11 protein-coding genes, 1 tRNA gene and 1 rRNA gene are annotated in these 20,419 nt (G+C 35.9%); 3 read left to right on the top strand and 10 right to left on the bottom strand.

Translation table 11 applies throughout. From position 1 onward, the window contains the following. Positions 1-8: 8 nt before the first annotated feature. From CSC80_RS18480 to nhaD, 9 genes are all read right to left on the bottom strand, one after another. Positions 9-1,877 (bottom strand): PKD domain-containing protein, encoded by a 1,869-nt coding sequence (locus CSC80_RS18480; RefSeq protein WP_236973444.1) that lies wholly within the window; start codon positions 1,875-1,877, stop codon positions 9-11. Between the two features lie 55 nt (positions 1,878-1,932). Beyond that, on the bottom strand, positions 1,933-3,381 hold the full coding sequence (locus CSC80_RS18475; protein ID WP_071340228.1) for a RagB/SusD family nutrient uptake outer membrane protein: 1,449 nt from the start codon (positions 3,379-3,381) through the stop codon (positions 1,933-1,935). Between the two features lie 19 nt (positions 3,382-3,400). Next, entirely contained in the window at positions 3,401-6,505 is a 3,105-nt protein-coding gene (locus CSC80_RS18470; protein ID WP_099193423.1) for a TonB-dependent receptor, read from the bottom strand. Positions 6,506-7,376: 871 nt separating this feature from the next. After that, positions 7,377-7,451, bottom strand: a tRNA-Val gene (locus tag CSC80_RS18465). 62 nt (positions 7,452-7,513) lie between these two features. Next, positions 7,514-8,728, bottom strand: coding sequence for a folylpolyglutamate synthase/dihydrofolate synthase family protein (locus tag CSC80_RS18460; protein ID WP_099193422.1), 1,215 nt, complete (start codon positions 8,726-8,728; stop codon positions 7,514-7,516). After that, a complete protein-coding gene (locus CSC80_RS18455; RefSeq protein ID WP_099193421.1) occupies positions 8,725-9,663 on the bottom strand; it encodes an energy transducer TonB in 939 nt (312 codons plus the stop codon). Before CSC80_RS18455 ends, CSC80_RS18460 begins: the two co-directional genes overlap by 4 nt. Further along, positions 9,664-10,050 carry a biopolymer transporter ExbD gene (locus CSC80_RS18450; protein WP_027068115.1) on the bottom strand — a complete coding sequence of 129 codons (387 nt, stop codon included), beginning with the start codon at positions 10,048-10,050 and terminating at the stop codon, positions 9,664-9,666. Between the two features lie 9 nt (positions 10,051-10,059). Beyond that, positions 10,060-10,749 (bottom strand): MotA/TolQ/ExbB proton channel family protein, encoded by a 690-nt coding sequence (locus tag CSC80_RS18445; RefSeq protein WP_058105260.1) that lies wholly within the window; start codon positions 10,747-10,749, stop codon positions 10,060-10,062. Between the two features lie 52 nt (positions 10,750-10,801). Beyond that, positions 10,802-12,172, bottom strand: coding sequence for a sodium:proton antiporter NhaD (nhaD, locus tag CSC80_RS18440; protein WP_058105259.1), 1,371 nt, complete (start codon positions 12,170-12,172; stop codon positions 10,802-10,804). Between the two features lie 338 nt (positions 12,173-12,510). On the opposite strand from nhaD, the gene CSC80_RS18435 reads away from it, so the two are divergent. From CSC80_RS18435 to CSC80_RS18425, 3 genes are all read left to right on the top strand, one after another. After that, positions 12,511-13,650, top strand: a complete 1,140-nt coding sequence (locus tag CSC80_RS18435) for an acyl-CoA dehydrogenase (protein WP_058105258.1) — start codon at positions 12,511-12,513, stop codon at positions 13,648-13,650. A gap of 320 nt (positions 13,651-13,970) precedes the next feature. After that, complete coding sequence (gene gltB / locus CSC80_RS18430) at positions 13,971-18,479, top strand: glutamate synthase large subunit (RefSeq protein ID WP_099193420.1); 4,509 nt, start codon at positions 13,971-13,973, stop codon at positions 18,477-18,479. A 9-nt stretch (positions 18,480-18,488) separates the two neighbouring features. Continuing rightward, positions 18,489-19,955: a glutamate synthase subunit beta gene (locus tag CSC80_RS18425; RefSeq protein ID WP_099193419.1), complete on the top strand. Its 1,467-nt coding sequence runs from the start codon at positions 18,489-18,491 to the stop codon at positions 19,953-19,955. Between the two features lie 345 nt (positions 19,956-20,300). Here CSC80_RS18425 and rrf read toward each other — a convergent pair. Then, positions 20,301-20,412, bottom strand: a 5S ribosomal RNA gene (gene rrf, locus CSC80_RS18420). Between the last annotated feature and the right edge of the window lie 7 nt (positions 20,413-20,419).

Below are 20,419 nucleotides of genomic sequence, written 5' to 3'. Positions count from 1 at the left end.
CAAATAAATTATGGTGCTTCATAAACCTTAATATTATCAACCCATGCATCTGCAGTGGTCAAAGAATACATCCAAATAGTCACCTGTCCACTTGCATTAGAAGTAAATGTATCGGTACCTATTGTAAAGTTACCTTTACCGTTAGCAACATCAACTACAGCTCTTCCTAAAGGACCCGCTCCAGTTGAACTAGCAAAGGCAGCAGCGCCATCACCATCGAACCAACCATCTAATATCTCTACATAAACTGCGTCACCACTATTTGTAATAGCTGCGCTAAACTCTATCGTATATTCTTTATTAGGTTCTACGGTAATCTCTTGATATGCAGCTCTAGAAGAAGATGTTCTTGACAAACTTTCAAGTGGACCTACCATTGTAGTACTACTTGTATACTTTGCTCCAGGTGTTTTAGAACCTGTATCCGCTCCCGTATAGTCAAATGAATCTCCGTCTGAACTTGTATTAAAGGCATTTGAATTACTGCCATCAAAACTAGATGGCTTCCAACTAGAAGAACCATCAGAGAAATCACCGTTTACAACCTCAACAATAAAACCATCTGCTATCGTAATCTGTTCCGTTGCTTCGGAAGTATTTCCTGTTTGACTATATGCTGTTAAAGTAACTACATATATACCATCTTCTTCATAAGTGTGAGTAGGATTCATACCTGTAAATTGGTAACCATCTCCAAACTCCCATAAAAGCATTACCGCATCCACAGATTCATCGGTAAACGAATATGTTCTATAATCATCTGCATCTACTTCGAAAGAAAAGGCTGCTGATACCGGTGCCAATATGGTAATGTTTTTAGTTAACTCCGTTGACAAACCAGAATCATTAGTAGCATTTAATGTCACAACATAATCTGCAGCAGTTTCATATATATGTGTAGGAGACTCATCTGTTGAAGTATTACCATCTCCAAAATCCCACTCGTAAGTAGAAGCGTTAACAGAAGAGTTCGTAAAAGTATACTCCAAGAAGTTTGTTTCGCTCTGTGCTATATCAAATCCTGCCGATGGCGGTACAGCTCCTGGTATTCCAACTTCTATTGTAAAATCATCAAGTCTAGCCTCAACCTCTCCGTTTGTAAAGTAAATTGCAACAGTATTATTTATACCTGAGTTGAACGAAAGTTTTTGCTGTACATAAACATCTGGTTCAGAATCGTCCGTTACGGTTACAGATGCTATAATTGCATCATTTGCCTCTTCTTTATTTGCAAAAGGTCCATTCTCCGTAACACCCAATACAGCAACAGTTAATGAAGGATCAGAAGATCCACTTAACATAGTATACCAAAAACTTAAATCATAATTAGTATCTGGCTCTACAGTAATTTCCTGATAACCTACACGATCACCTGCCGGTACCGGTAATTTTGCTCCTTGATCTCCAAAAGTAACCGGACTACCTGTAATTTGTATTACACCACCCAAATCACTATTTCTCCAAGAATCACGACCGTCTCCCCCTCCTTCTGGCAAGGTATCATCTTCAAAGCCAGCTTCAAGAATAATAGGTTGAAAGGGTCCTTCTACAACCATTACCTCTATAGTAGTAGAACCAGTAACACCATTACCGTCTATTGCGGTTAACGTTACAGGATATGTACCTTCACCGTCAAAAGTAAATGTTGGATCCTGCTCCGTTGAAGTGTTTCCATTACCAAAATCCCATTCAAAAACAGTAGCTTCTGTAGCTAGGTTGGTAAAATTGATGATTCTAAAATCATCTGAGGAAGCTGCATAAGAAAAATTAGCCGCTGGAAATACCGTGTCTACCTTTGAATTAGTATCTGGTAAATCATCCCTAAAAAGTTCATCATTTACACAACTAGCAACCATGCCAGCCGAAACTATAGCCATAAGCAATAGTTTTGTCTTACTAAATATATTTACTTTCTGTCTCATAGTTTTTATATTAATATCCTGGATTTTGTGTTAATAAACCACCACTAATATTTATTTCCCTTGCAGGAATTGGCAGCAATAAGGCTCTAGAAGAAAAAACGTATCCCATTTCCTCAGCATGTGCACTCAATACTTGATCAGCTACACCGAACCTAAGTAAATCGAACCAACGTTGGTTTTCAAATGCCAATTCCACACGTCTTTCTCTTAAAAGTTCTGTTTTTGAAACACTTGAAACAGTGTTTGGAGCTGTATCAGGAAAAGCTCTATCCCTGATTTTTTGAAAAGATTCCAAAGCGCCAATATCAGTTGTACTAGTACCATCACCTATTGCCGCTTCTACATGCATTAATAATACATCAGCATATCTCAATGCTATATAATCGTTACCTGCATCTCTTGCACTTAAACCATAATCTGGCGGTGTTACACTAAGATCTGTACCTTCAGGTAAAAATTTTGCAACTTCTGAAGTTGTGTTGAATGTTACATAAGAAACCTCTGTTCTGTTACCTCCATAAGCAACGAAATCGGCTACTAAATTATCATTCACAATATTCTGCCCATCTTCTCTTCCTTGACGGAAAGTTGAAGTGAATTCTGAAGAAAAACTTTGACTCTCTGCACTGTTACCAGCTACATATTGTACCGCAAAAATAATTTCATCGTTCAACTCGTCATAAAAAACATCTGAATAGTTACTTTCCAAAGAAAAATTACCACTATTGATTATTGCTTCACAAAGTTGACTAGCACCAGAATAATTTTTGTTTGGCTGAGTCATATAAACTTTTGCCAAAATACCTTGTGCCGCCGCTTTAGAAGCTCTTGCCTTAGCTGAATTATCCAAAACGTTCACAGCTTCCTGTAAATCCTCAACTATTTGAGCATAAATCTGTGCTTCAGGAATTCGGGTAAACAAAGCTTCATTATCGGTTGGACCAACAACTTCTGTTACCAAAGGAACGTCGCTATATAACCTAACTAAGTTAAAATATGCATAAGCTCTTAAAAATTTTGCCTCGGCAGCATACTTGGCTTGATTTTCTACATCTGCAACTTCTATAAAGCCTAAAATGTTATTTGCTCTAAATATCACTTCATACATAGATTGATAGTAATCTTCAGATTCTACGTTATTGGCATTTACCACATATCTGTGAAAATCTGACTTAGACCCTTCTAATGTGGCGTTACGAGTGTTATCAGTTCTATGCTCTGTTAATAAGTGCTCAAACTGAACCCCTCTATTGGCATCTCCAATATTTGTGGTCGTATTTTCATTTACACCTTGTAATGCATCATAAATGCCTATTACACCGGCTAAAACATCTGCATCTGATTGAAAGAATGACTCAACCGCAACTGCCGTTTCTGGCAAAGGGTTCAAAAAATCATCACTACAGGAATGGAATATCACCCCTGTGATCATAAAGACTATATATTTTATATGTTTCATAATAAGTATCTTTTAAAAATTAAAAATCAATGTTAAGACCCAATGTCAATGTTCTAAATATTGGCGTACCAGCTCTTTGAGAACCATAAGCCCTTGGATTAGAACCATCTACATGCTCAGGGTTAAAACCATGATAGTCATCTGCAGTGATATACACTAAATTCTGAGCAGTTGCATAAACTCTTAGACCTCCAATACCAATTTTAGATGTTACATCATCAGGGAAATTGTATCCAAGATTTATATTTCTTAAAGAAAAATAATCTGCATTTGCTATAACTTCACTGGTCAATACCTTTTCTTGAATAAAAGATGTATGTGGTACTAAACCGTCAGCAACTGCTTGCGCCTCTCCTCCACTACGTGTTCTATTACCAAACCAGTTATAGAAATATTGATCACCAATATTATTCACTTGAGCACCTAAGCTACCTTGTACCATGAATGAGAAGTCAAAATTACCCATCTGAAACTCATTAGTAAAACTGTACACTAAATCTGGGTATGGATCACCTAAAATGGTTTTATCTTCTTCTGTAATGATACCATCACCATTTAAATCCTTAACGATCGTATCATCTGCCTGACCGTTAATTCTATTCCAAGGATTATCTACATAGGTAGTTCTAAACTGTGTGTCATCGTATAAATCCGTATCAACAACATACCCCCAGAAAGATGATATTGGCTCGCCAATTCTGTTTATCCATTGAGAGTTTCTACCATAATCATCTTCTATTAAAGCATTGTTAGAATCTCCAAAACTCAACAATTCGTTTTGGTTAGTAGAAGCAATCAATGTAGAGTTCCATCTAAATTTCTCTCCAACAATATTCTTGGTTCTTATTTCAACTTCAACACCTTTATTTTCAACCTCTCCTAAGTTTACTATACCACTTGTAAAACCAGTAATGTAAGAAACAGGGTTTTCCAATAATAGTTCATCACTTGTTCTCTTATAGTAATCCACAGAACCAGATATTCTATTATTCAAGAATCCGAAATCAACACCAAAAGTCATTTCTTCTGAAGCTTCCCATTGCAATAAGGCATTGGCAATGTTTCTTGGCGATACACCAGGAGTTATACTACCATCTGTTATCGCATTAGAATTTTGAAGTAATGCCAAATAAGGATAAAGGTTTACATTATCATCACCAACATTGAAATTTTCAGCACCTGTTAAACCATAACTAGCTCTAAACTTTAAGTTATTGACTATATCACTGTTCAATAAGAAGTTTTCTTTAGCAACGTTCCACCCCAAAGACACAGCTGGGAAATTACCGTATTTAGAATCTACACCAAATACAGAACTACCATCTCGTCTAAAAGACGCATTAACCAAATACTTATCTTTATACGCATAATTAACTCTAGCAAAATAACCTACTTTTTTAAGCTCTGTATTAATTTCAGTGGGGTTGTCAATTAAAGTAGCACCTTGGAAATTTTTCAACAAGTCATTAGAAAATCCACCACCGGTCATTATACTTTCTTCAGATTTTCTTTGTTGAATGGTCATACCCGCCAACAAGTTTAAATCATGATCACCGCCAAAGTTCGTAGAATAATTTAGAGTGTTATCATTAATTAACCTTGTTCTAGATCTATTAGCCAAATAATATGCCGCTCTACTGTTACCAGAAGCATGGTGCAATGTTCCATCATATCTTGTACGTTTTCTATGCTCTAAAGTAACACCTAAAGAAGTTTTAGCGGTTAAACCGTCTAATAACTCGTAACTAACATATGTAGATCCAAATAATTTAGTATTAAATTCATAATGCTCTCTTTCCACATATTGTGCAAATGGGTTAGAATCACCAGAAGTACGTGGACGTTCTGTATTACCATCATTATCCAAATCTAAATTAACCAAGTGATTTTCGTAAAAATAATCACCGACTCCCACATCTGGATAAACATCTCTATTAATAAATTGCAATGTTTCGTCAGTATGATATATTGGCAACCATGGAGATTGTCTAGTTGGATTATGAATTGAAGTTGGCAACCTTCTTTGCGAAGTATATGAAGGTGTAGCTCTTAACCCAAACTTTACCTTTTCACCTAATTTTGTATCTAACTTTATATTTCCTGTATATAATTTATAATCATCAGTAATTACAACACCTTCATCATGCAATGCTCTTAATGATGCACTAAACTTAGTATCTTCAGTACCACCACGTGCAGAAAAAGAATGACTGGTTACAGTTCCACCGTCGAAAAACACATCTTGCCAATCTCTATCTACACCAGTTGTAGCCACTAACAATTGTGCGTATAAAGTTTCACCAGATAGTGTTCCGGTAGCAGCTTGTTCTATCTTAGCCCATTCAGCAACACTCTTTTTGTAGTCATCACTACCATGTGCATCTTTGAAACCCGTATAGGTTTGATAGCTAAACTTTGTTTTACCAGCCTTACCGCTTTTTGTAGTAATCAAAATTACACCGTTAGAACCTTCACTACCATAAATTGCAGCTGAAGCAGCATCTTTAAGCACCTCAAAAGACTCAACATCATTCATATCTATGTTAGCAAGAAACTCCGAACTCACTACAATACCATCAACAACCAATGCCGGTCCAGAATCTGCAGTTACAGACCCCACACCCCTAATAGTAATGGTAGGTGCACCACCGGCCTCAGCATTAGTGGCCTGAATATTAACACCGGAAACTTGTCCGATCAAGGCATCATCCACCCTTGAAACCGCAATTTGGTCTAAGGTCTCATTAGTTACTTTAGAAATTGAACCTGTTAATGTTGATTTCTTTTGCGTACCGTAACCAACAACGACAACTTCATCTAACTGACTAGCATCTTCCTGAAGGGTTACATTTACTGTTTTTTGAGAGACAATTGCTACTGTTTGCGTAGCATACCCTATATAAGAGAATTGCAATAAATCACCACTTGTAACCTGTATGGTAAAATTACCGTCAAAATCACTTTGGGTACCTCTAGTTGTATTTGCCACAACAATATTAGCACCTGGAATCGGTACATTGTTAGCATCTGTCACAGTACCAGATAAACTATAGGAGTCCTGTGCAAACAATTGAATGTTGACCAGCAACATTGCAACCATAAAAACTTTTAATTTAAAATTCATTTGTGTTATATTAAGTTAGTTCTATTGAATTGGGCCAAGCCCTCTTTTTGATCTACTTAAAATGCGATATTAGCCACCGCATCATAATCATTAATTTACTATAACACACATTTCACATAAGAATCAAGGATAATTCTTATTTTTACATAAAATGTGTAAATAGCAATACTTACATGTTTGTTACTTCCCTATCGATTTGGAGTAATTTTTTTCATAAAAAGGATGGGTGAGCACCCGTCCTTTTTTTATGCTTTTTTCTATAGTCTCATTTCACTTTTTTTTTAATTAATAAGATGATTATTAGTTTTCATTTAATTGGTTTACCAAATTGGTTCGTCAAACTGGTTTACCAAATATATGTTATTATCTTGTTAAAAAAAATTACTTTGAAAATTTATCGACCTTTTTTTTGTCACTAACTACTAATTTTCATTAATAAATTACGTAATCAATAAAATTATTAAGAATCTTTATCAAAATGACATTAGCCCTAAAATAGTAGTCTTTATGGGCAATTGAGATACATGTTGAACATTTTTCAATTTGAATAACCTTGCTATTAAGATAAAACAGAGCGTGAATTTCAATATTTAAAAAATTTAACATTTATATGTTAAGATATTCATATTTATAAAGGCCAAAAATAGCAAATTGACAAGCATGAATATAAAACACCTTCTTAACAGTACCTTATGTTCAACAGAATTAAAATGATTATGATTTAAAAAATGATAGAAGATAAAAAGTATCTAGAAGATCACTAAGATCACCTAATTAGCGTACTTCATTTTTTCTGACTAAATACAGGAATAAAGACCTAAATATTAAAAACGAAAAAAGGCTTTCATTTTCATGAAAGCCTTTTACTATGTGGGCCCTACTGGATTCGAACCAGTGACCCCCTGCTTGTAAGGCAGGTGCTCTGAACCAACTGAGCTAAGAGCCCTTGTTAAGGGTGTGCAAATATATAATACTTTTACAATTCTCAAAAGAAAAATCAATAAAAAATTAAAGAACTTCTGCTACAACAAAGTTACTACCGCCCACATAAATTAAATCAGATTTTTTAGCCTGTTTTTTCGCTGTTTTAAATGCCTTATTCACAGACTTATATATCTCACCCTTAAAATTCAGGTCATAAAATTGCCTCGCCAAAATATTTTCATCCAAGCCCCTAAAAATTTTTGGTTTGCAGAAATAATAGACCGCATTTTTAGGAAATAGAGGTAAAATATCAGTAATATTCTTATCCTTTACTACACCAATAACAATATGTAGGGTATCAAACTCTTGGTTTTTTAATTGTTCCAATACATAAGATAATCCATCTTTATTATGAGCAGTATCACAAATAATAGTAGGTTGATCACCAATTTTCTGCCAGCGTCCCATTAAGCCCGTATTTTTGACCACATTCTTGAAACCATTAACTTTATCCTCTTCACGAATCTCAAAACCTTTTAACAGGTTCAATGTTCCCAAAACACCTTTAATATTTCGTTTCTGATAAGACCCTAGAAGACCTATTTCATAATCGCTATTGTAATTACCACTATCTGCAAATAAAATCTTAGAATTCATTTTATTCGCTACTTCCTTGAAAATTGGAACGGTTTCCTCATTAAACTCACTAACTACAACAGGAGTATTGGGTTTTATAATTCCTGCTTTTTCCCTAGCTATTTCAGGTATAGTATCTCCAAGAATATCAGTATGATCCAGACCTATATTTGTAATTAAACTTACTTCTGGATGAATAATATTAGTAGAATCCAAACGCCCTCCTAATCCAACTTCAATAATGGCAATATCCACACTTTCCTTATCAAAATATGAGAATGCCATACCAACGGTCATTTCAAAGAATGAAAGTTTACGCTGTTCAAAAAAAGAAGAATTGTTCTCAATGAAATCAACTACCCAATCTTTATTGATTTTTTTACCGTTGATTCGAATACGCTCTCTAAAATCTTTTAAATGAGGTGAAGTATACAACCCTACCTTATAGCCTGCCTCCTGCAAAACCGAAGCCAATAAGTGACTACTGGAACCTTTACCGTTGGTACCTGATACATGAATACTTTTAAAATTAGTATGAGGATTTCCTAAATGGGACGCAAACAAGGTTATACCATCTAGTTTTGAATTAAAGGCTACTTTACCCTTATTCTGATACATTGGAAGTTGAGCAAACATCCAATCCAAAGTCTCTTTATAGGTCACTCTCCCAGCTTGAAATTAACTACAACAAAACCAGTTTGTTTACTAGGTGCATTACTATCTAAGTTCCACTTGTGCATAAAAGCGGTTTTTCTAGCTGGTTCCAGCAAACATGGATCATTATTGGTCGTACCCTTTACTCCTGGTTCAGCACTGATAACTTTTCCATTGCGATCTACAGTAATTCTCACCACAACTCTACCAGATTGGTTACATTCTTGTGCAACTTTTCCTTTATTCACTAAAGACCTACCATTTAGTCCATATCCACCTGTTCCGCTTCCACTGCCCGGACCTCCATAATAGCTAGTTGCGTAGGGATCTCCGTCCGGTTGACCTTTATCACCAGCCCTATCATCATCTCCTTCACTTCCAGTAGCCGTTCCATCAGACTTATTAAGACCACCCATCATCTCGTCCAATGCTTTTTTCTTTGCCTCCTGCTCTTTCCGTGCGCGCTCATCAGCTTCTTTCTTCTGCTGTGCAATTCTGGCAGCCTCCGCTTTTTTCTTATTCTCCGCCGCTTCTGCTTTCCGTTTAGCGTCAGCCGCGGCTTCATCCGCCTTTCTTTTGGCTTCTTTGGCTTGATTTATTTTAACAGCTTCCTCATTTTCCTGTGTTAACAACTTTTCTGCAGGCGACTCTTTCTCCGCCGAAACTTCTTCCACTTCTTCAACAGGATTCTCAATTGCCTCTGCAACCTCTTGCTTTGTAGGCTCTACAGGAGGAGTGTCCAAAGGTTCAGATTGAATTTTTTCCTTAGGCTGAATTCTTCCGCTACCAAACTGAGTAGTACCAAAGTTGACAGATATTCCGTTTTCCTCAGGTGGGTCCATATATGTTAGACCTATGTAAAATAAAACCAATAATAATGCACTTAGCAACAATGTTGTAAGTGTCAGTGATTTCTTTTTATATTTAGTATCTAAAAATGCCATTTAATTTGGGCGAACCGCCAAAATTACCTTGTAATTATTTCTATTGGCAATATCCATTACGTTTACCGCCTCTTTAATTGCTACGCTTTCTTCGGCTCTAAGTATAATTGTAGGGCTATCCTGCCCTGCAAGCGCCTTTTTCAATTCTATCTCAATATATTCTCCATTAATTCTTTCGTCATTAACAAAATATTGAAGATTCTTGTCTATACTTACAGAAACATTTTGCGTATTGGTGGACTTCCCTTTTGCTTTAGGCAATAATAAGTCTAAGGCATTAGGGGAATTCGCCGTTAGCATAAAAAACACCAATAACAAGAATACAATATCTGTCATTGAAGACATGCTAAAGTCTGGACTGACCTTATTTCTTCCTTTTAATTTCATAATAAAAAATTAAAGAGGTTCGTTTAATAAGTCTAAAAATTCTACGGCATTAGCCTCCATTTTATGCACCACTTTATCGGTTCTATTCACCAAATGGTTGTAACCAACATAGGCTATAATACCGACAATTAATCCAGCTACGGTTGTTGTCATCGCTGTATAAATACCAGACGCCAATGAACCCATCTCCGCTTGACCACCACTACTTGCCATCTCATGAAAAGCAAGAATCATACCAATAACGGTACCCAAAAATCCGATCATGGGAGCCGCACCGGCAACAGTTGCCAATATACTTACGTTCTTTTCTAATTTATACACCTCTAAGGTACCGGCATTTTCTATAGCGGTATTGATATCATCTAATGGCTTGCCAATACGGGAAACACCTTTTTCAGTTAACCTTGCCACAGGTGAATCTGTCTGTGCACATAAAATTTTAGCCGCATCTAATTTACCTGAAGTAACGTAATCACGAATTTGATTCATGAAATTCTTATCTATTTTTGAAGCCGCATTTACTGCAAGTAGACGTTCAAAATAGATATACAGAGCCACCCCTAACATTATGAACAATACGGTAATTATTATTACACTTCCCGTTCCTCCGTTAAATATTAAATCGATAACCGATAGAGTTTTCTCTTCAGATAATAATTCTTCGCTCGCATCTTGAGCCAAATCCTGAAATAATAACATAGTATTCTTTATATATTGAATTTGCCTTTATAACGATGAATTGCGAATTAAATTATCCGTGTAGAACAAAATCTCTCAATAATATAAATACGATCGCACCACTAACAAAACCGATTAAAGCCAACCAGGCAATTTTTTTCAGATACCAGAAAAAATCAATCTTTTCCATACCCATAGCTACAACACCTGCCGCAGAACCAATTATCAACATACTTCCACCTGTACCGGCCGAATAAGCTATAAAATGCCATAACGGACTATCTAACGGCTCACTGAACATACCCATACTTGCAGCAACTAAGGGAACGTTGTCAATTACCGCAGAACCTACACCAAATAACATAACTACGATATCGGTATTAGGAATTGCCTCGTTCAATGCACCTGCAGCATTAAATAAAATCCCTAAAGACTCCATTGCCGCTACTGCCAATAGAATACCCAGGAAGAATAATATACTAGGTAATTCTATTTTGGATAGTGAATGGTGAACAGGACTATGGTGCCCTGCATTATCGTCATCTTCTCCTTCAACACTAGAAATGTTGAATTTTTTGTTACTGTAAATCTCAGCAAAAGTTGCCACAACCGCCAAAGACAACATCATACCAACGTAAGGAGGAAGGTGTGTTACAGTCTTAAATATTGGAACGAACAAAATGGCACCTAAACCTAAGTACAACATTGTACCACCATATTTAGATTTTGAAATCTCACCATCTAGATCACCATCTATTAAACCTTTAAAAATCTTAAATCTTCCAGCTATTAAAACAGGAACCAGCATACACACCAATGAAGGCAATAATACATGTATTACCAATTGACCTGCACTTACCTTGTTTGCAATCCACAACATGGTCGTTGTAACATCTCCAATAGGAGACCAGGCCCCACCGGCATTAGCAGTAATCACGATCATACCCGCAAACCATAATTTTGTTTCACGATCCTTTATTACTTTTTGCAAAATTGTGATCAAAACAATAGTTGCGGTAAGGTTATCTATAATAGCAGATAAAATAAATGCCAATATTGAGAACAACCACAATAGCTTACTTTTCTTTTTAGTTTTTATAAAACCTTTAATGGTAGCAAAACCATCAAAATAATCAATGATTTCAACAATGGTCATTGCCCCTAACAAGAAGAACAGAATCTCTGCAGTCTTTCCAAGGTGATGCAAAAGAGATTCTTCCATAATATGCATTTTATCCAAATGCCCTAAATCAGAGAAACCAGAAACTAAACCTTGCTGAACAGAATCGAACCAGTTTTCATAGCCATCAATTCCAAGTGCTATCAAAGCCCACAGAATAGCCATCATGGCCAATGCAGGAATAAGTTTATCTATTTTAAGATTGTGCTCTAATGTGATGGCAAGATATCCTGCCAAAAAAACAATAATAATTATGGTTTCCATGTTCGTTGGTTTTTTTAATATCTATTGATAAGGTGTCAAATATAGGTTCTAAATACAAAAAAATAAATCATCCAAATATATTCAAAATAGTCTGTGAATTCCTAATGATTTCACAATAATACCGAAGATATCTGACATCCAAATACTTAAATCAAACTATTATCAAATAATACGCATGTACGGCATCACTATTTTAACGCTTAACAAAATGTTAAATATCATCTTTCAATCTTAACCTAGCAATTTGGTTTTCAAAAATCAAACATTACACATCTCTAAAGTTTAATATTTAACTTCTATATCTTTATCTTTGAGAAGATAACTTTTATACATATTAGATGGATTTTTCATTAAATGAAGAACAAAAACTTATACAGCAAGCGGCACGAGATTTCGCACAAACTGAACTTTTAGCAGAGGTAATTGAAAGAGACGATGCTCAAAGATTTCCGAAAGAGGAAATTAAAAAATTAGGTGAACTTGGGTTTCTAGGTATGATGGTAGACCCTAAATATGGTGGTAGCGGACTGGACACCTTATCATATGTATTGGCAATGGAAGAAATTTCCAAAATAGACGCTTCTACATCAGTAGTAATGTCAGTCAACAACTCATTGGTTTGCTGGGGACTTGAAAAATTTGGAACCGAAGAACAAAAAGAAAAATATCTTACCAAATTATCCACAGGAGAACAAATAGGCGCTTTTTGTCTTTCCGAGCCTGAGGCCGGTAGCGATGCCACCTCACAAAAAACAACCGCAATTGACATGGGAGACCATTATATTGTTAATGGCACCAAAAACTGGATTACAAATGGTAATACTGCCAGTACCTATTTAGTTATTGCACAAACCGATAAGGACAAAAAACACAGAGGTATAAATGCGTTGATCATAGAAAAAGGCACACCTGGTTTTGAAATAGGCCCCAAAGAAAACAAGTTAGGCATTAGAGGTAGCGATACACATTCCTTAATATTTAATGATGTAAAGGTGCCCAAAGAAAATAGAATTGGAGAAGATGGTTTTGGCTTCAAATTCGCAATGAAAACCCTTGCAGGTGGCCGCATAGGAATTGCCGCCCAAGCGCTCGGTATTGCAGCTGGGGCATATGAACTAGCCTTAAAATACTCTAAAGAACGTAAAGCATTTGGCACCGAGATAAGCAATCACCAAGCCATAGCATTTAAACTAGCAGATATGCATACCGAAATTCAGGCAGCAAGATTATTGGTTTATCAATCCGCTTTAGATAAAGATAATGGAAAGGATTATGATTTGTCTGGTGCCATGGCAAAGCTATACGCTTCTAAAGTTGCCATGGAAACTACAGTTGAAGCTGTGCAAATTCACGGTGGCAACGGTTTTGTTAAAGATTACCATGTAGAGCGTTTAATGAGAGATGCTAAGATTACGCAGATTTACGAAGGAACTTCTGAAATACAAAAAATTGTAATTTCCAGAAGTATTCTAAAATAAAAAACAACATTTTTAAACATCACCCCCTTTTTATATAGGGGTGATGTTTCACAAATAAGACAATCACTTTGTTACCCTCTCAATAAAGTTAGATGTAATTGTTAGAAAGTTGCACAAACCCTCACTTAACCCCTTCTTCACCTCTGTATTTTCATATTATTAACTTAAATTTATCAATATGATAAATTGAAGGTTTTAAAAATATGTAATTATAGATTTTTTAAGCTTTTATTTGTTTCGTTGAATTTAATATTTGAATTTATTCTAATCGTTGAATATAATTCAATTAAATTGATATTTTTGAAGAAATACCACAAATTATGACACTGAAGAAGCAAGGATTATATTTACCGGAATTTGAACATGATAACTGTGGGGCTGGTTTTATATGCAGCCTTAAAGGAAAAAAATCCAACGACATTATACATAAAGCGTTGGAAATACTTGAACGTTTAGAGCATAGAGGTGCTGTTAGTGCCGACGGTAAAACAGGAGATGGAGCAGGAATATTAGTTGATATTCCTCATGATTTTTTTCAGGCTGTATGTAGTTTTGATCTGCCAGAAGCGGGTGAATATGCAGTTGGTAATATTTTCTTCCCTAGAAAAGAAAATCAACGTAATTTCTGTATTTCAGTTTTTGAAGAAAATATAAAAAAACAGGGGTTAAAATTATTAGGATGGAGAGATGTTCCCGTTAATAGATCAATACCTGGTAGAATAGCTGCTGAAACAGAACCTTTTGTAAAACAGATTTTTGTTGCAAAAGAAAGTAATGAGCAAGATTATTTTGATTTCAACTTAAAGCTTTTCATTGCCAGAAAGATTACTGAGCATACGATAATCAATTCAAAATTATCTGAGAATAAATTCTTTTATGTTCCCAGTCTATCCACTAAGATAATTATATTCAAAGGACTTTTAATGCCTTTAGATATAAGCCTATACTACTCAGACCTAATGGATTCAAGAGTAGTAACTAGATTAGCCTTGGTACACCAGCGTTTTTCCACAAACACTTTCCCTACTTGGGATTTGGCACAACCGTTTAGATATATGTGCCACAATGGTGAAATAAACACCTTAAGAGGTAACGTTACCCGTATGTTTTCAAGAGAAGAACTATTACAAAGTGATATGTTCGGAGATGAAATCAAAAACATACTTCCAATAATTCTACCAGGAAAATCTGACTCCGCTACTATGGATATGGTGGTTGAGCTATTATTGATGACCGGTAGATCTTTACCTGAAGTCATGATGATTCTAGTACCTGAGGCTTGGGAGAAAAACCCTGAGATGTCAGAAGCTAAAAGGGCATTTTACGAATATCATTCTTGTATGATGGAACCTTGGGATGGTCCAGCATCAATACCATTTACAGACGGCAACTACATTGGTGCCGTTTTGGATAGAAATGGTCTAAGACCTTCTAGATATACGGTAACTAAAGATGATTACGTAGTAATGTCTTCTGAAACCGGTGTTGTAGATATCACTCCTGAAAATGTAGATTTTCATGGAAGGTTACAACCGGGTAAAATGTTCTTGGTAAACATGGAAGAGGGAAGAATTGTGAATGATGAAGAAATTAAAGAAAACATCGCACAAAAATACCCTTATAAAAAATGGCTGGATGATAATTTGGTACATTTAAAGGATATACCATATAATGATTGTCCTTTATTTATTGGAGAAGAAACGCTTGAAAAAAGAAAATCTGTATTTGGCTATACCATAGAAGACATCAACACCATTATCTTACCAATGGCAAAGTCTGGTAAAGAACCTATAGGTTCAATGGGATCAGATACTCCAATAGCCGTTTTATCTCAACGTCCTCAATTAATTTACAATTATTTCAAGCAGCTTTTCGCTCAAGTTACCAACCCTCCGTTAGATGGTATACGTGAAGAGTTGATTACGGATATTAGTTTAACATTAGGTAGTGATCATAACATATTTGAGTTTTCAGAATATCATTGTAGAAAACTAAAAATTCAGAATCCAGTTATATCGAAAGAAGATTTAGATAAAATTAAAAATTACGACGTCAGTCCAGATTATAAAGTGGTTTCTATACCTATTTTATATTCTATACAAAAAGGGCACAACGGACTAGAAGATGCTTTACAATCAGTATTGGACCAAGCTTCTGCGGCAGTAGATGATGGTGCTAATATTATTATCCTATCAGATAGAAATGTCAATGATGAAATGGCGCCCATACCCGCCCTATTGGCTTGTTCTTTTGTAAATAGTGGATTACAAAAATTAGGTAAACGCTCTAAGCTTAGTGTTATCATTGAATCTGCAGAACCTCGTGAAGTACATCATTTTGCATTATTATTCGGTTTTGGTGCAAGTGCCATAAATCCCTACTTGGTTAATGAAATTATTGCGGAGCAGATAGAAGAGCATGACATCACGGAATTCTCATTTGATGAAGCAATTAAAAATTACAATAAAGCTATTGGCAAGGGAATTTTAAAGGTGATGAACAAGATTGGTATATCTACCCTTAACTCTTACCGTGGTTCTCAATTATTTGAATGTATAGGAATAAACACCAAGGTAGTTGAAAAGTATTTCCCAAATACACCTACACGTATTCAAGGTATAGGGCTTTATCAAATTGAAAAAGAAATTGCCCTTCGTCATCACAAGAGCTTTAGCAAAAAACAAATTGATGCCAATTTAGATTTGGAAATTGGTGGTGAATATAGATGGAGAAGAGATGGAGAAAAGCATATGTTCAATCCACTATCCATTGCCAAGCTTCAAAAATCAGTACGAAATAATGAGCCTGATACGTATAAGGAGTACTCTAAAATGGTTAATGAGCAATCAAAAAACTTAATGACCATTAGAGGTCTTTTTGAATTCTCCAACTATGATCCTATTCCAATAGAAGAAGTAGAGCCTTGGACAGAAATTGTCAAAAGGTTCAAAACCGGGGCAATGTCTTACGGATCTATCAGCAAAGAGGCACACGAAAACCTTGCGATTGCAATGAACCGTATTGGTGGAAAAAGTAATTCTGGAGAAGGTGGTGAAGATCAAAATAGATTTTACAAAAATGCAACAGGTGATTGGAGAAACAGTGCTATTAAGCAAGTGGCTTCCGGTAGATTTGGAGTTACCTCAAATTACTTGACCAATGCCAAAGAAATTCAAATTAAAATGGCGCAAGGGGCCAAGCCAGGTGAAGGTGGTCAATTACCTGGACCTAAAGTAAATCCTGAAATTGCCAAAACAAGAAACTCAACACCTTATGTTGGTCTAATTTCACCACCACCACATCATGACATCTACTCTATTGAAGATTTATCACAACTTATATATGATTTAAAATCAGCAAATAGAAAAGCAAGAATAAATGTAAAGCTTGTTTCAGAAGTAGGTGTAGGTACTGTTGCAGCAGGTGTTTCAAAGGCTAAAGCAGATGTAGTTTTGGTTTCCGGTTTTGACGGAGGTACCGGAGCATCTCCTTTAACTTCATTAAAGCATGCAGGTTTACCATGGGAACTTGGTATAGCCGAAGCCCAACAAACCCTTGTATTAAACGATTTAAGAAATAGAATTGTTCTTGAATGTGACGGACAATTAAAAACTGGTAGAGATGTTGCCGTAGCTTGTCTTTTAGGTGCTGAAGAATTCGGTTTTGCCACTGCACCTTTAGTAGCCTCAGGATGTATAATGATGAGAGTTTGTCATTTAAACACTTGTCCAGTTGGTATTGCAACCCAAAACCCTGAACTTAGAAAGAAGTTTAAAGGTAAGCCAGAACATGTGGTTAACTACATGTATTTTGTTGCACAAGAATTGCGTGAAATAATGGCGCAATTAGGCTTCAAGACTATTAACGAAATGGTAGGCCAGGTACAGAAACTAGATCGTAAAAAAGCAATTGACCATTATAAAGCAGCTGGTATCGATTTAACACCGATACTTCACCAAGTTGATGTACCAAAAGGAACTAAGTTCTATAATACTGAAAAGCAAAAACACGATATAGATAAATCTATAGAGTTTGATATTATTGCAAAAGCGAATCCATCTTTATTTAGAAAGGAAAAATTAACGTTAGACTATCCTATTTGCAATACGGATCGTGCGGTAGGTGCCATAATAAGTAACGAAATATCTAAAACTTATGGCGCAGAAGGGCTTCCTATTAATACATTACGCTTGAACTTTACTGGATCGGCCGGTCAAAGCTTCGGGGCATTTGCCACAAGAGGTCTAACAATGGTCGTTAATGGTAATACTAATGATTACCTAGGCAAAGGACTTTCTGGTGCTAAACTAGTCATAAAAGTACCTGAAAAGTCTACAATTGTACCAGAAGATAACGTAATTACCGGTAATGTAACACTTTATGGTGCTACCGCTGGTAGAGCATATATTAATGGAAAAGCAGGTGAGCGTTTCTGTGTTCGTAATTCAGGTGCAAAAGCAGTTGTTGAAGGTATAGGAGATCATGGTTGTGAGTATATGACAGGTGGAGTTGCTGTCATTCTTGGTGAAGTTGGAAGAAACTTTGGTGCAGGAATGAGTGGTGGTATTGCATATGTCTTAGATAACCACAAAACTTTTAAACAACGTTGTAGTCTAGAAGGTTTAAACCTGTTAGAAGTTACAGAAGCACCAGACATTAAGCAGCTTAAAGATTTAATCGAAAGCCATTATAATTCGACCTCAAGTCCTTTAGCTCAGCGTATTCTTGAAAATTGGGAATCATACCTGCCAAAATTCGTTAAGGTATTACCTGAAGAATACAGACAAGCTCTAATTAGATTAGAAAAAGAAAATTTACAAACTATTTAAGATCGGAACATGGGAAAGACAACAGGATTTTTGGAATTCGACAGAAAAATTGAAGCATACGAACCGGTTGAGGAACGTTTAAAAAATTACAAGGAATTTACAGTACCGTTACCAGAAAATGAATTAAAAAATCAAGGTGCACGTTGTATGGATTGTGGCATACCTTTTTGCCATAGTGGTTGCCCATTGGGTAATTTAATTCCAGATTTTAATGATGCTGTATACCGTGGTAAATGGGAAAAAGCAAGTTCAATATTACATTCAACAAATAATTTTCCAGAATTTACCGGTAGATTGTGCCCGGCACCATGTGAGGAAGCATGTGTTTTGGGTATTAATGAAGATCCGGTAAGTATTGAAAATATTGAAAAAAATATTGTAGAAACTGCCTTTGAGAAAGGTTGGATATCTGCTAAACCACCACTTACCAGAACCGACAAAAAAGTAGCTATCGTTGGATCAGGACCTGCAGGTCTAGCCACGGCACAACAACTGAACAGGGCAGGTCATAACGTAACTGTTTTTGAACGAGATGAAAAACCAGGTGGACTTTTACGTTACGGAATTCCTGATTTTAAGATGGAAAAGAACGTCATAGATCGTCGCTTAGAAATCCTGAAAGCTGAAGGTATAAACTTCAATTGTGGTGTACATATTGGAGTAGATATAAAAGCTGATGAATTAAAACAAAATTTTGATGCTATTGTTTTAACCGGTGGAGCTACTATCAGAAGAAATTTACCCATTGAAGGGTCTGACTTAAAAGGGGTTGTTCAAGCCATGGATTTTCTTGGACAGAACAACAGAAGAGTAGATGGTATCAAAGAACTTGGAGAAGAAATAAAAGCAACCAATAAAAATGTAATTGTTATTGGTGGTGGTGATACTGGATCAGATTGTATTGGAACATCTTTTAGACATGGAGCAATTTCAGTATCAAATTTCGAGATCATGCCAATGGCCACTACAGAAAGACCCGAAGGTCAGCCTTGGCCGTTTTGGCCTATGCGCTTAAGAACTAGTTCTTCTCACAAAGAAGGAGCTGAGCGTTTCTTTAGTATATCCACCAAAAAATTTATTGGTGATCAAGATGGTAACCTTACAGGCTTAATAACTTCTGAAGTAGAATGGATTAAAACTCCAGGACAACGACCACAGTTAAAAGAAGTTGAAGGTACTGAGAAGGAATGGAAATGTGATTTGGCCTTATTAGCTTTAGGCTTTACCGGTTCTGAAAATACCGTTGCGAACCAATTAGGTTTAGAAATGGATGCAAGAACCAATATAAAAGCCTCTGAAAATGATTATAAAACAAATGTTCCTGGTGTTTTTGCAGCTGGTGACCAAAGAAGAGGACAATCTCTTATTGTCTGGGCCATTTCAGAAGGTAGACAAGCTGCACATCATGTAGATAAATATTTAATGGGAGAAACTGCTTTACCATTAAAAGGTGAAGGTGATTTACCTAGGGTATAATTATTAACTACCTATAAACTACAAATCCGCAACTGTTAATGTTGCGGATTTTTTTTATCTATTTGGCTATACTTCACTTATCAATATCCAAATTCATGAAATATTAGCTCATAATATCAATAATAGATGTTTTTCTGTACTCATAGGCTCATTACATCTTTTAAACTTAAATGAAACAGTAGAACTAGCCTTAGGCATTCAAAGTGAACACGTATTACTACTTACTTATAATTGCACTAGAAGTATAACAGTCCGTATGAAGATAGGGTAATACTTATATTACCCCGGTCACTTTCACTTTAGGGTATAAAAAAAGCCCCTTACATTACTGTAAGGGGCTTTCGAAAAAGGCGGCTACCTACTCTCCCACTTGGTATAGCAGTACCATCGGCGCAAACGGTCTTAACTTCCCTGTTCGGAATGGTAAGGGGTGGGCCCCGTCGCCATGGCCACCTAAGTTTTTT

The sequence above is a fragment of the Maribacter sp. 6B07 genome (assembly GCF_002700155.1).
In the GTDB taxonomy this organism is placed as follows: Bacteria; Bacteroidota; Bacteroidia; order Flavobacteriales; family Flavobacteriaceae; genus Maribacter; species Maribacter dokdonensis.
The sequence above is the reverse complement of the archived record's forward strand: the minus strand, read 5'-3'. Positions and strand labels throughout refer to the sequence as shown.

Coding starts and splice junctions, on each gene's coding strand:
- CSC80_RS18475 (WP_071340228.1), bottom strand. CDS start 3,381: ATGAAACATATAAAATATATAGTCTTTATGATCACAGGGGTGATATTC.
- CSC80_RS18450 (WP_027068115.1), bottom strand. CDS start 10,050: ATGAAATTAAAAGGAAGAAATAAGGTCAGTCCAGACTTTAGCATGTCT.
- CSC80_RS18470 (WP_099193423.1), bottom strand. CDS start 6,505: ATGAATTTTAAATTAAAAGTTTTTATGGTTGCAATGTTGCTGGTCAAC.
- gltB (WP_099193420.1), top strand. CDS start 13,971: ATGACACTGAAGAAGCAAGGATTATATTTACCGGAATTTGAACATGAT.
- nhaD (WP_058105259.1), bottom strand. CDS start 12,172: ATGGAAACCATAATTATTATTGTTTTTTTGGCAGGATATCTTGCCATC.
- CSC80_RS18435 (WP_058105258.1), top strand. CDS start 12,511: ATGGATTTTTCATTAAATGAAGAACAAAAACTTATACAGCAAGCGGCA.
- CSC80_RS18455 (WP_099193421.1), bottom strand. CDS start 9,663: ATGGCATTTTTAGATACTAAATATAAAAAGAAATCACTGACACTTACA.
- CSC80_RS18480 (WP_236973444.1), bottom strand. CDS start 1,877: ATGGCTATAGTTTCGGCTGGCATGGTTGCTAGTTGTGTAAATGATGAA.
- CSC80_RS18445 (WP_058105260.1), bottom strand. CDS start 10,749: ATGTTATTATTTCAGGATTTGGCTCAAGATGCGAGCGAAGAATTATTA.
- CSC80_RS18425 (WP_099193419.1), top strand. CDS start 18,489: ATGGGAAAGACAACAGGATTTTTGGAATTCGACAGAAAAATTGAAGCA.